At 65.4% G+C, this 12,174-nt stretch carries 15 protein-coding genes and 1 pseudogene; 7 read left to right on the forward strand and 9 right to left on the reverse strand.

The window, feature by feature from the left end; all coding sequences use genetic code 11:
• Nucleotides 1–333: 333 nt before the first annotated feature.
• From D473_RS0123570 to D473_RS25925, 5 genes and pseudogenes are all read right to left on the reverse strand, one after another.
• Nucleotides 334–798, reverse strand: a complete 465-nt coding sequence (locus D473_RS0123570; RefSeq protein WP_206539038.1) for a transposase — start codon at nt 796–798, stop codon at nt 334–336.
• A gap of 108 nt (nt 799–906) precedes the next feature.
• Nucleotides 907–1,482, reverse strand: a complete 576-nt coding sequence (locus D473_RS26985; RefSeq protein ID WP_338044164.1) for a helix-turn-helix domain-containing protein — start codon at nt 1,480–1,482, stop codon at nt 907–909.
• Between the two features lie 329 nt (nt 1,483–1,811).
• Nucleotides 1,812–2,165: an IS5/IS1182 family transposase gene (locus tag D473_RS28590; RefSeq protein WP_017611506.1), complete on the reverse strand. Its 354-nt coding sequence runs from the start codon at nt 2,163–2,165 to the stop codon at nt 1,812–1,814.
• Nucleotides 2,166–2,679: 514 nt separating this feature from the next.
• On the reverse strand, nt 2,680–2,892 hold the full coding sequence (locus D473_RS0123585; RefSeq protein ID WP_017611507.1) for a DUF397 domain-containing protein: 213 nt from the start codon (nt 2,890–2,892) through the stop codon (nt 2,680–2,682).
• A pseudogene (locus tag D473_RS25925) lies at nt 2,892–3,732 on the reverse strand (helix-turn-helix domain-containing protein). Before D473_RS25925 ends, D473_RS0123585 begins: the two are co-directional and overlap by 1 nt.
• Before the next feature lie 342 nt (nt 3,733–4,074).
• Here D473_RS25925 and D473_RS0123600 point away from each other — a divergent pair.
• Nucleotides 4,075–4,617, forward strand: coding sequence for an ATP-binding protein (locus D473_RS0123600; RefSeq protein ID WP_026127254.1), 543 nt, complete (start codon nt 4,075–4,077; stop codon nt 4,615–4,617).
• Between the two features lie 567 nt (nt 4,618–5,184).
• Here the strand turns inward: D473_RS0123600 and D473_RS0123605 are convergent.
• Complete coding sequence (locus D473_RS0123605) at nt 5,185–6,651, reverse strand: peptide deformylase (RefSeq protein ID WP_017611510.1); 1,467 nt, start codon at nt 6,649–6,651, stop codon at nt 5,185–5,187.
• A gap of 172 nt (nt 6,652–6,823) precedes the next feature.
• Between D473_RS0123605 and D473_RS27880 the strand changes: the two genes are divergently transcribed.
• The 4 genes from D473_RS27880 to cyaB are packed head-to-tail and all read left to right on the forward strand — an operon-like array spanning nt 6,824 to nt 8,813.
• Nucleotides 6,824–7,147, forward strand: a complete 324-nt coding sequence (locus D473_RS27880; RefSeq protein ID WP_017611511.1) for a hypothetical protein — start codon at nt 6,824–6,826, stop codon at nt 7,145–7,147.
• Nucleotides 7,148–7,201: 54 nt separating this feature from the next.
• Nucleotides 7,202–7,873, forward strand: a complete 672-nt coding sequence (locus tag D473_RS27885; protein WP_017611512.1) for a hypothetical protein — start codon at nt 7,202–7,204, stop codon at nt 7,871–7,873.
• Nucleotides 7,818–8,201 (forward strand): hypothetical protein, encoded by a 384-nt coding sequence (locus D473_RS27890; protein WP_017611513.1) that lies wholly within the window; start codon nt 7,818–7,820, stop codon nt 8,199–8,201. The genes D473_RS27885 and D473_RS27890 overlap by 56 nt, the downstream gene beginning before the upstream one ends.
• Nucleotides 8,202–8,207: 6 nt before the next feature.
• Complete coding sequence (cyaB, locus tag D473_RS0123615) at nt 8,208–8,813, forward strand: class IV adenylate cyclase (protein ID WP_017611514.1); 606 nt, start codon at nt 8,208–8,210, stop codon at nt 8,811–8,813.
• Between the two features lie 116 nt (nt 8,814–8,929).
• Here the strand turns inward: cyaB and D473_RS26875 are convergent, their stop codons facing one another.
• Nucleotides 8,930–9,178 (reverse strand): DUF397 domain-containing protein, encoded by a 249-nt coding sequence (locus D473_RS26875; protein ID WP_083918073.1) that lies wholly within the window; start codon nt 9,176–9,178, stop codon nt 8,930–8,932.
• A gap of 145 nt (nt 9,179–9,323) precedes the next feature.
• On the opposite strand from D473_RS26875, the gene D473_RS0123625 reads away from it, so the two are divergent.
• Nucleotides 9,324–9,830: an NUDIX domain-containing protein gene (locus D473_RS0123625; RefSeq protein WP_017611516.1), complete on the forward strand. Its 507-nt coding sequence runs from the start codon at nt 9,324–9,326 to the stop codon at nt 9,828–9,830.
• A gap of 427 nt (nt 9,831–10,257) precedes the next feature.
• Nucleotides 10,258–10,800 carry a class IV adenylate cyclase gene (locus tag D473_RS0123630; RefSeq protein WP_017611517.1) on the forward strand — a complete coding sequence of 181 codons (543 nt, stop codon included), beginning with the start codon at nt 10,258–10,260 and terminating at the stop codon, nt 10,798–10,800.
• Here the strand turns inward: D473_RS0123630 and D473_RS28595 are convergent.
• The gene (locus D473_RS28595; protein WP_083918074.1) at nt 10,749–11,045 is read right to left on the reverse strand and encodes a DUF397 domain-containing protein; all 297 of its coding nucleotides are present in this window, start codon (nt 11,043–11,045) and stop codon (nt 10,749–10,751) included. The genes D473_RS0123630 and D473_RS28595 overlap by 52 nt on opposite strands.
• 27 nt (nt 11,046–11,072) lie before the next feature.
• Entirely contained in the window at nt 11,073–11,858 is a 786-nt protein-coding gene (locus D473_RS0123635; protein WP_241474864.1) for an SDR family NAD(P)-dependent oxidoreductase, read from the reverse strand.
• Nucleotides 11,859–12,174 lie beyond the last annotated feature (316 nt).

Genomic DNA, 12,174 nt, shown 5'->3' on the forward strand with positions numbered 1-12,174 from the left:
GTCATCGACACGGTCGATTCCCTCTGACCGTAAGGACAGACAGGGACCCCGCGACCCGAGGACAAATGTCGAATGCACTTGTCGACGCCGCGGCGACATCTTGGCCCACCGGCATCACTCAGGATCCACCTGTGTTCATGTAAGTCCCGCATTCGTGGTGACCTCGCATCTGTGCGATCTTTCCGCCGGCTCCATTCAGCAGCGGCCGCCTGGGACCTGCCCCCCGCCCGCCGACAGGGCTGTTTCATTTTCGGTGAGTGATGGTATTCGTTCTGGTCATAGCAACCCGTTCAAGCCCAACGGGCGGGTGAATGCCTCATACTGAGTTTTTCTTTAGTTGTGTGGGGTTGGAGGTTGGATCTCCAGCCCGGTGTGGGCCAGGAAGGACCATGGGAGTCGGTCGTCTTCACAGATGCGGTTGATACCTCGTTCTGCTGCGTCGGCGACGTCGACCAGGTGGTCGCCGGCCACGTTGGCCAACTCCCGTGTCTTGATGGCCGGCCACAGCATCTCCACGGGGTTGAGCTCGAGGGCGTAGGCAGGCAGCCGCTCCAGGGTGAGCCAGTCCTGGCCGTTCACCCAAGCGCGCATGGCCCGGCTCCAATGCGCGGAGAGCCCGTCCCAGACCAGTACCACCTGCTCGCCCTCGTAGAAGGCCTTGAGCTGTTCGAGTACTGCGATCAGCGCCTCGGTGTCATAGCTGCCCGGACGCAGGTCGAAGCACAACCGCGCCCTGCGTCCGGCCTCGGCGGCGTGGTAGCCCAGCGCGGCGGCCATTCCCGCTCGCTTCCAGTTCAACCGGTGGTCCAGGGTGGGGGTGCGGCCACGGGGGTGCGTAGGTACGGCGCACCTGAGGCAGCAGCGAGACGCCCGATTCGTCGAGAAAGACGATCCATGCCCGGTTTCTCAAGGCCCCCTTTTGATGCGCGGCCACTCGTGCGACACCCACCGGGCGATCTCGGACTCATCGCGCTCAACGGCCTTGCGCTGGGGCCGTTGCAGGCTCCACCCCAACCGCCCGGTGAGCAGCCGCCAGACCGAGGCCCGTGACAGGCGCACACCGCTGTGGCGTTCGACGACCAGGCCTACCCGCTCCAAGGTCCACAGCTCGGAGGAGAACCCGTGCGCCACCGCGCCTTTCTCCAAGGCCGCGCGTATGCGTTCTACCTGCTCATCGGTGAGTTTGCGGGGGCGCCCCGTGGGCGGGCGGCGGCGCAGCGCCGCTATTCCGCCCTGTTCCATCCGACATTGCCAGCGCCGCACGCTCTCTGGCGTGACTCCGAGCATGCGCGCGAGCTGGGACTGGGAGTGGCCTTGTTCCAGGAGTTCCACCGCACGCATGCGCCGGGCTTCGGCCACCTGGGGGCGGGTCAGCGGCGGGACGGCTTCTGCGGGGGTAGGCGATGCCGGCGAACGCGAGGAAGTGCTCAGCTTTGCGCTCGTAACGGCGGTGCAGTCGGCGGCAGCCGGCCAGCCACGCATGGTGCGTTCGACCTGCCAACGGTCTCGCCCCAACCGCTTCGAGGATTCCACGCCCTTGCGGGCCAGGCGATGGAGGATCCCGCGTTCGCGGAGCCATCGGCGCAGGTGGTTGCAGTCGTAACCCTTGTCCCCGTGGAGCTTGCCTGGTTTGCGTCGCCTGGGACCACGCCGGGACCTGATGGGCGGTATCGCGCGAACCAAGGGCTGTAGGGCTTGACTGGCGTGCAGGTCCGCACCCGAGATCGCCATGGAGATCGGAAGCCCGGCCCGATCGGTGATCAAGTGGATCTTCGCACCCTTCTTGCCCCGATCGACAGGATTCGGACCTGTCAGGTCCCCCCTTTGAGAGCACGCATGTTCACCGAGTCGACCGCACACCGCGACCAGTCGAGTTCACCGCGGGAGCCGAGTTCGTCCAGGGCCAGGCGGTGCAGCTTCGCCCACACGCGGGCCCGACTCCACTCGGTGAAACGCCGGTGCGCGGTAGGTCCGGAGGGGCCGAACACCTGCGGGAGCTGGGCCCAAGTGCAGCCGGTGGTGGTCACGAAGACGATCGTGGCCCACACCTCACGGTCTCCGTGTCTGCGCCGCTCACCACATTGAGGCCGGGTGGGCGCCTCGGGCACCACCTTTTGGAACAGCTCCCACGGTCCGTCCGGCACCAACCGCTCGACCATCGACACGGAGCCAGGTTATCGAGAATCCAAATAAGATGAGCTCTAAACAGTGGCCTGGTCCACGTCGAGGGGGCAGTATAGGGAATCACGTGGAGCCTTTCATGGTGGTCCGGTGGAGATTCGACACCTCGCCTTCTACCTGGGGATCCACGTCTGTGGCAGGGGAACCGAAGTTCACCCGTGAATGCACTTATCTTCTTGATTTCCGGTTTCCTGTCGCTTCCCAGCTGCTGAGATCACCTCATCGGCTCCAGCATGCACACACCACCGTATTTTCGTCGGTTGGCGGACATCGCGTGGCGGGGAACGATTCGTCTGGTCGTGGTCACTTATCGGCTCGTCAACGTGTATTATTAGGTACAGACCGATCGCGATACTCGCTGCATGTCGGCAATCTCGTACTGGCTCAGAGGGGTGAGAGATCGCTCCCCGGGGTGTTGATTGTTTGGGCAAAGATCGGCTTATAGAGCCCTGCCCGCTGCCCCTGGGGCAGCGGGCAGGGCTTAGCGTTGTCAGGGGGTCAGCGGAGATCGCTCCTGGCGGTACCGAGGAAGGCCTGCCACTCGCCGGCGGTAAAGAAGAGCGCGCCGACCTCGCGGTTTTTGGTGTCCCGTACTCCGGTGATGGGCCCTTCGGAGACTTCCACGCACTCGCCTCGCTCAGCACTGTAAGTAGAGGTGTGCCAGGGGGAAACAGGCCCGAATGTTGCCGCGGTGGCTTCGTGCTCAGTCATCAGGACTTCTCCAGTTCGTCCGCCAAGTGGCGAATGAAGTCTTGCGTGTCGTCCAACGGCAAGGCCGCAGCCTGCATGTATTCGAACCTCTGCCCGTGGTCGGTGAGCTCGTTGTCGCCCTCGAAGAAGTGCCCGCTCGGGAGTACATCGATGTATCCGACCCGGTCGGCCTCGCCGAGATGCAGCAAGGTGTAGCCGCAGGGCTGCGCCATGCNTGAGGTGTTGGAACTGGGTGCGCATTACTTGGGGGCCACCGACCAAGCAACGAAGTGCTGATTCGTCGATGATCGCCCAGATCCGTGGTGGGCCGGAGCGCTCCAGGATGCTTGTGCAGCGTTCGACCCTAGCTGCGATCCGTTTCTTCCGTTCCTCCGCGTCGGTGACCAAGCCCCTGGACATCAGAGCTTCGATGTAGTCCGGGTGCTGGAGCAGGCCGGGGATCACTCCCATGGCGTACTGCTGGATCTTGGTCGCCTCGTTCTCCAGGCTGTAGAAGGCGTTACCTGCCACGTCCTCGTGCTGGAACCACCAGGGCTTCTGCTTGCGGGCCGCCTTGGCGATCTCCACCAGTTCTTCCCGGAGCGCGTTACTCGCTCCATACAGCCGGCAGAGGGCGGCGACGGCCTCTGTCGTCAATCGGACGAACCGCCCGTTCTCGATTCTGTAGAGCTTGCTGGTGTCCCACCCCAACTCGTTGGCGACCTGCTCCTGGGACAGCTTGGCCTGGGTTCTGAGTCGCTTGAGCTGACTCACCAGGTAGTGCCTGCGTACGGGGGAACCCTGGGCCACTGAGGCCTCCTTTGTTCCGTCGACTCGCGGGGATGGAGGGGACGCCTCCATCCTCTCACCGCGCCAAAAAGGACATATATCAATAATGCAGGCCACTTTAAATACAGGCCTTGTAACTTTGAGGGTCGCTCTCTAGCTTAGAGGGTGAGGCGAGATTTTGGCGCGGTTCTGCGGAAGATGACTGTCCGACCTCGGCGAACGCCGTGTGGCAGGAGGTGACGCAGGAGAAGAGGCCAGAATCTGCCCAGTTCCCGTCGGGGTCGTGCTCACCGTCGGGGTAGCCGCCGACCTCGTTGGCGGCTGACATGAAAACGGGCTCTGGGGGCGATTGCGGCGCCTCCAGAGCCCAAGCCGACAACCACACCTGTTGACACACAGAAGGAGCTTGCCGACATGCCTATTGTGCCTCGCCCTCGCGCGCCTTTGCACACCCCGACCCCGCCCTTCGCCGGGCGCCGTTGGCCCTGCCGCGTCTACCCGGGTGATCTCGTCCAGGCCGCAGGGCTGCGCGAGGATCTGCGGGCGGACCTTCACCGGTTGGAAGGGCTGTGCCCGGATCTGGCCGAGACGGTGGTGCTGTGTGCGAGCGAGATGTTCGCCAACGCCTGTGACCACTCCCGGTCCGGTCAGTCGGGAGGGCGGGTGGTGCGCACTTTGTCCATGCCGGCTGCCTGGACGTTGTGCCTGTCCGTGGTGGACGACGGTGCCCGGTTCGATGCCCCTGCCTGCCCGCAGATCCCGTACCACCGCACAGTGGAGGAGTGGGCCGAGTCCGAGCGCGGTCGGGGGTTGCTGTTGATCGAACAGCTGGCCACTTCGTGGGGTTCCCGGGCGGTGGTGGACTTTCCGTTCTGTTCCGGTCTGGGCACGGCGGTCTGGGCCGAGTTCGCGGTCACCGCACCCGGCATTGCGCCTGCCACCGGGGCGGAGCGATGAGCGCCGCGGTGGTCTCCTCCGGTGTACGTTCGGTCCTGGACACACCGCGGGGGTGGCGTTTCTCCCGTCCCGGTGGCTCGGTGCCGTTGACCCGGGAGCAGCGGATGATTGCGCAGATGCCGGGCAATTCCCGGGTGGCTTACCGGCAGGTTCACGGCCCGTTGCCCGCGTGGATGGATGTGCATGCCGCTCGGGTGGCCGAACGCGACGTCTGGGTCTGTGAGGGGCCGCGCAAACCCGCACCCTCGCCGGGCCGTTCACCGGTGCCCGTGGTTCCGCGTCCCCGGCCGGCCCCGGACGATGGCCCACCACTGCCCTCGCGCCCGGGAGGTCCGCCGCAGCCCCCGCCGCTGCCGCGCCGTCCGCGCAGCCACCGCAAACCCCGCCGCGCGGGCCGATGTGTTGCCTGGCACTTGGCCGGCTACTCCCTGGCCGCTCTGGTGGGCGGGCTGGTCCACCACCTCACCCCGGGCCTGTTCTGAGCCCACTCCGCGCTCACACATCGATGGCCGCGCCGAGCCCTCAACGGGGCCGGCGCGGCCCCCGACCGCTGCCAGTGCACTTCCCTCACCCCGCGCTGCGGTCGTAGCTCCAAGACTTCCCGGTTCCTCGGTACTCCTCCACAGGGAGGGGTGAGGTCCCCTCGAGCATGCGTACCCTGTAGGTCATCCCGTACAGATGGTCCACCTCGTGCGCCACTAGTCGGGCCAAAGCGTCCGTGAACACGGTGATGGCGGTGGTCCCGTCGGTGAGGGTGTGCTCGACCTCGATACGCCGTGCACGGGGAACGATTCCGCGCACGTCGAAGAAGCTCAGACACCCCTCGTACTGCGAATCCGTCTGCGAGGACTCCCCGATGATCGTCGGGTTGAGCAGAACCACCGGAGCAGCCTCGGGATCCGGCGGGAACACGATGGCCGCCGCCCGGGCCAGGCCGATCTGCGGCGCGGCCAACCCCATGCCCTTACCGAAATGGTGATGTTCGCGCACGCGCTGGACGGCGCTGTGCAGTTGATCGATGACCTCGCCGGCTTCCTCCGCCTCCTCAGGCCAACGGAAGGACCTGGCGATCTGGGCGAGTATCTCCTCGCCCTCCTGCACGATGCCGGCCGCCCGCATACGGTCACTGGCCGTACGGAGCGACGGGCGTGTGGTGGTGTCCTGCTCGGTGCTGTTACGCCAGCGCCATTCCAACCGGTAGCGGGCCCCGATCGGAGGGTCGTTCGTGTGCCAGGTGAACGCCATCTCGCCATCGATCTCGCGACTCTGCACCGCAGAGCGCAACGGTACGGCCGAAGCGGTGGTGGAGGTTTCGGTGCCCCACACCCCGGGCCCGAGCGAGGCAGGAAAACGCAGCTCCACACTCAGCGCCCGGGTCGGTAGCCGGACGGCCCGCTGGAACCACTGTCCCCACTGGTCCTCTCCGACGACATAGGAGTACTCCAGCAAGGCGGACTGACCCGGGTACAGAGGGAACATCGAGTGCTCGTTCTCGAAGCTCAACCAGACCTCTTTGAAAGAATCCCGGTCGTGTTTGGCCACCCATGCCATGGGCTCACCGTTGCAGGAAGCGGTCAGGTTCAGCCGCTCCCACGTGAGGGGGTGGTTGCGGTAGAGCTCGTTCGACAGTTCGGGGCGGCCCGGGTAACGGTCGACACTGATACGCGCCAGATAGCGGGTCACCGGCTCGTTGCCGCCGTTGACCACACGGCGCCGCATGGAAGCGGTGTAGGTCCCCTCGTGGTAGCGCAGCTCGGCATGGTCCGAGTCGACGAACAACTCCCCGCCCCCAGTGGATGCGGGTTGAGCCTCGGGCGTTGCCTGCCAGGACCGCCAGAGCTCTCCTCCGGTGGACAGCTTCTGCTCAGCCAGACGCGCGAACTCCTCACTGGGGGGATATCGCCCGGACTCGACGTGGCTGATGTAGGAGGGATCAAAGCCCATGGCTTCGGCGAGAGCCTTCTTCATCAGGCGGCGTTGCTTGCGCCAGTGGGTCAGCATGGTCCGGAAACCGTCAGGAGGAGGGGTGTCCATAGGACTGATTATCACGCACACAGAGCGTGAGTATCTGAGTGAATCGTGACTGAGTCCGTCTCAACCTGGCTTCACACAGCCGCTTCCGGCTCTCCTCGAAGTACCGCCGCCGCCTCGATCCGGCCTCTGCCTTTCGGAACGTGGCGGGGCGCCCCGATCGAGGAGGTGTCCATTGACCGTGTTCGCCACCGAGCACAAGTCCGCTCCCCGCTACCTGGACGTCGCAGCGAACACCCATGGCCAGGAGAAGGGGTACCTCGTGTTGAAGGCACTGGAACAGGTGAAGACACAGCGCCCCCACGTGGTGGAGATCGGCCCTGGAGGAGGAGCCGCAGTGAGCTTCCTCGCCTCGGCATTGAGCGGGAACCAGCACGGAGCAGGTCCTGTGGACCTGACCCTGATCGAGGCTCCCGGTGTCACTTCACACGCGCTGCCACGAGCCGTCTCCGAGTTCAACGAGGTCGGCACCTGCGAACTCGCCCACGGTTTCGCTTAGGACCTGGAGTCGCTCCTGCCCCGTCCCGCCGACATCGTCAGTGCCTCGGCACTGTTGCACGAGATCTACTCCTACGGGGGTGGCTACAGCGGGCTGTACTCGCTCATACGCGTGCTCGGCTCGGTGATCGAACCCTACGGCTACTTCGCCTACCGGGATGTGTTCTCGGTCCGGAACCGGAGCATCCACGAACGAGTCACTCACGCCTACGACGCGCCCTCCTGGTTGCGGTTCCTACGCCTGTTCACCCCGCATTACTTGGACCAGGGAAGGCATCCCTACCACCACATTCATGACCAGGTGATGGCCCGACAGAACTCAAGGATCGTGGAGGTCTCGGACCTGGACGTGGGAACCTGTGCCGTGATCAGCGCACCCATCGGGTTGTTCCGTGAGATCCAGCGCCACTACCTCACCTTCCGCGACCACGTGTGGCGCTCTGGAGCCTTGGGTTTCATCCCCGAGCTGGACGGCCAGCTGGCGAGGGAATGGCTGGATGCGCGCACCGGGCACAAGATCGTGCACTACACCCTCCTCGGTACCGAGTGGTTGCCCAAGGCCTATCGAGACATGTTGGACGCGCTCAGTGAGCCCTACGCCGACCACCGCACTGTTGACGGACATCTTCGACACGTGCACCGACGTGGCTCTGAACGCCTTCCTGGCCGCTGTGGAAGAGGGCAACGCAGAGTGCTCTCAGGTCTGGAACGAGTGGAGTATCCGTGAGGGGCGAGAGACCTACGCCTACCTGACGACCGATGAACTGCTCACCGAGATCGCGGTCAACTCCGCTCAGGCGACCCACGACCGTCCGACCGTGCTTCTGCCTGCCAAAGCCGAAGACATCGTCACCATGCAGCGCCACTACTACAACCGGTACCTGAGCGCACGGCTGGCCAACCCTTTGTGGGACGCCAAGCAGCTCGTGCTCTTTCGCAACCTCCCGGTGTCGGACTCTGCGATGCTGACCGAGGCACTGACCGGTGTACGAGAGTCCTTCAGCAAACACAACCTCGCCCGCGTGTACGCGGCCCTGGCCCCTGGAAGGGAATGATCTTCGGTGCCCCTGATCGAGATCGAGCGCAAACGCGCGTTGGAGAGCCGCGAGCTCTTGGAAGCGCGGCTGGTGGAGCTGGGGCTGGCCCCCACGGGGCCGGCGGTGGAGGCCGACACCTACTACAGCAGGCCCGACGTCGACTTCCTGGAGACGGTCGAGTGCCTGCGGCTTCGCGAGTGGGAGGGCGGCTGCGAGGTGACCTACAAACCTGCCTCCAATGCCACCACCCACAGTAGCGGCGGTGTTGTGGCCAAACAGGAGACCAACGTGGCGCTGGCCGATGATGGCGAGGTCGTGCACGCCCATCGTCTGTTGGAAGCGCTCGGCATGGTCTTGCTGGCCCGGGTGGAGAAATCGCGTACCTGCTACCGCGACCCGGGGCGGCCGGAACTGTCGGTGGTCGTGGACACGGTCGCAGGGCTGGGCTCTTTCGTGGAGGTCGAGATCGTCTCCGACCGTGCCCGCGAGGAGGTCGCCCAAGAGCTGGAGGAGACCGAGCGGCTCCTGGGCTTGGGCTCTTGCCCGGTAGTGACCCTGCCGTACCGGGACCTCGTGTTGGGGGACCGGGCGGCTCCCAAGGTGCCTTTCTCCCTCAACACCTCCGGGTGAGGCTGTTCTCGGGCCGGGCCCTCTGTGTCAGGCCCAGGTGGAAAACAACCACCTGGACCGAGACGGCGAGTACGCGCTTCGCCCGCTGCCGTTGAGCGGGCAGAGTCGAGTTTCCTTCAGGACCAGCTCAGGTCGTTCCGGGCGGTTCCGGGGAAGGCCTGCCACTCGTCGGCGGCGAAGAAGAGTGTGCCGAGCTCGCGGTGTTTGGTGTCCCGGACACCGGTCATCGGTCCCTGTGAGACTTTCATGAACTCGCCTCGCTCAACGCTGTAGCTCGCCTTGTGCCACATTTGATCAGGCAAGCGCGCTACCTCCACGCAGTTGTTGTCTCCTCCGCTGTAGCTGGATTTGAACAACTGGAGCACTGAGGTGATCCCAGAGAATTTGAAACAGAAGCTTCGGGATGAAGAGAGCAAGCCGGACTCAGCGACTGGTAGGCGGGACCGGAGGCCGGCGGATTTGGCGCACCGGATGGGAATGTACTGATTCAAAGCCGGTTAGTGTCTGAGCATGGCCTCTGACCCCACGGAATCCTTCGCCCGCCCCCGAGTCGCCGCAGGTGTCTTGTTCTTCGACGAACAGGGCCGGGTGATGATGGTGGTCTCCACCTACAAGGACTATCTGGACATCCCCGGCGGCTACATCGAGCCCGGGGAAACTCCGACTCAGGCGGCGGTGCGTGAGGTGAAGGAAGAACTGGGCATCACCCCGCCGATCGGGCGGCTCCTGGTCGTGGATTGGGCTCCCAACCCCTCTGAGGGAGACAAACAGCTGTTCGTGTTCGATGGGGGAGTGCTCGACCAGAAATGGGTGGACCAGTTCGTCCTCGACCCGGGGGAACTGGCCGGGTATGAGTTCCACGATGTGCCCTCCACGGAGAAGGTGGCGGTCCCCCGGCTCGCTCGCCGGATCGTCCAAGGGGCTCGTGCACGCCGAGAGGGGACGACGCTCTACCTGGAGAACGGCGAGGTAGTCGAGCCAGAGCTCACCAGTGGTCGAGCCGAGCAGTACCGATGAAGGCGTTCCACCCCGCGCGGGCGGAGGAGAACTGACCCAGCTCTCTGTTCCGGGCGCCCCGCACGTCCGCTCCGGCTTGGCACACCCGTATCGCGCGAGGAGAGGTTGTGATCCGTGGGGCGACGTATCGACTACCTCGACGACCCTGACGTACCCGAACCCAACAGTTCGGTCCCTTCCGCGAACGTGGCGGTGTTCGACGGTGAGGGAAGGCTTCTCCTGCTCTGCCGGAGCGACAACGGAAACTGGTCGATGCCGGTAGGTGTGCTCGAAAGCAATTCTGTGGTTGTCTGTTCGGCCCATTCCACCAGGCGCATGGATGCCGGCGTATCCCTGCGGACTCGTCCGAGCCGCAGCCGCCCACCCCATCCCTGCTTCTTCTCCCACCACAGCACACGGCACACGGCACGGAAGGAAAACCGATCCTGTGAGCGCGATCGAGTACGAAGCCAAGGTCCTGGACATCGACGTCGGCCAGGTGGCCCAACGCATTCTCGACAAGGGCGGAACCGACCTGGGCGAGGTGCTCCAACGCCGCTACGTCTACGACATCGCACCCGGCGACGCCTCCCGATGGGTGCGCCTGCGCGACACCGGCAGCCAAGTCACCCTCACGGTCAAGGAGATCGACTCCGAGACCATCGGCGGCACCCGCGAGACCGAGACGGCCGTCGGTGACTTCGAGACCACCAACACCCTGCTGGGCAAGCTCGGCTACGCCCCCAAGGCCTACCAGGAGAACCGCCGGCACAGCTTCACCCTGGACGGGGCCCGACTGGAGATCGACACCTGGCCGCGCATCCCCGCCTACCTGGAGATCGAGGCCGACAGCCGCGCCGAGGTGGTGCGGATGGCGGCCCTGCTCGGCTACACCGAAGCAGAGCTGACGGGGGAGAACACCACCAAGGTCTACGCCCGCTACGGCACCGAGTTGGCCACCATCACCGACTTGCGCTTCGATGCGGCCTGAGCCACCGGTGACAAGGCCCCGCCTACTGTTTGCCGGCAGGCGGGGCCGAGCGCTCTCAGAGAGCCATCAGCGGGGGGCGTTCTGAGCGGTCCAGAAAAGGCCTGCCACTCGCCAGCGGTGAAGAAGAGCGCGCCGACCTCGCGGTGTTCGGTGGCCCGGACGCCGGTGACGGGCCCTTCGGAGACTTCCACGCACGCGCCTTGCTCGGCGCTGTAGCTCGCCTTGTATCCCCCAGCGCCTGACACAGAGGGCCCGCCGCTCCACCAGCGTGCTCAGTACAGCTTGTTCGCGCCGCCGTCGGCCATCAGCGTCTGACCGGTCATGTACTGGGCGTCGTCCGAGAGCAGGAACGCCACGATCGGCGCGACGTCGGCCTCCGGGTCGCCGAAGCGGCCGAGCGGCACCTTCGTGAGTGAGGCCTCGTACTGCTCCGGAGCGGACTCGCTCCACGCCTTGACGCCCGCGGTCATCGCCATCGGGCTCACCACGTTCACACGAATATTGTCCTTGGCCCACTCGTTGGCCACCACACGCGAGAGCCCCCGGATGGCCTCCTTCGCGGCGGCGTAGGACGCCTGCGTGGGCTGGCCGACGAGCGCGGCCCCCGAACCGAAGTTCACGATCGATCCACCGGAGCCGACCAGGTGCGGGTGGGCCGCGAGCATGAAGTTGCGCGTCGCGTCGAAGCCGGTCGAGAACGAAAGGTCCCACATCTGCTGTGTGAGATCGACGAACGGCGCCTGGCGCGAGGCGTGCGCGTTGTTGACCAGGCCCGTCAGCCCGCCGAAACGCTCCACGGCCGTGCGGACCGCGAGTTCGGCGGTCTCCGGCAACCCGACATCGGCCTGGATGAACGCGACGTCGGCGCCCAGCTCGGCCTCCAGCTCCGCTCCGGCCTCCGAATCGACGTCGACCGCCACGACCTTGGCGCCGCGGCGGGCGAGAACACGCGAGATCGCGCCACCGATACCGGCGGCGCCTCCCGTGACGATGACGCTCTGGTTCTCCAACTGCATGAAGCCGCTTCCTCTCTTCCCGTGCGCTACACGCACGTTCATGTGCACCACGCTAATGCTGATCGGGCAACGCTTGCCTGGTCGGGGACCTCGCGTGGACGCTGATCGTTGGTGTGGCGGTCGCGCCGGCGGGCGGGGGCGGGGCCGAGGCGGCCGCTGCTGAATGGAGCCGGCGGAAAGATCGCACAGATGCGAGGTCACCACGAATGCGGGCCTCACATGAACACAGGTGGATCCTGAGTGATGCCGGTGGGCCAAGATGTCGCCGCGGCGTCGACAAGTGCATTCGACATTTGTCCTCGGGCCGCGGGGTCCCTGTCTGTCCTTACGGTCAGAGGGAATCGACCGTGTCGATGAC

The sequence above is a fragment of the Nocardiopsis xinjiangensis YIM 90004 genome, assembly GCF_000341145.1.
GTDB lineage: Bacteria > Actinomycetota > Actinomycetes > Streptosporangiales > Streptosporangiaceae > Nocardiopsis > Nocardiopsis xinjiangensis.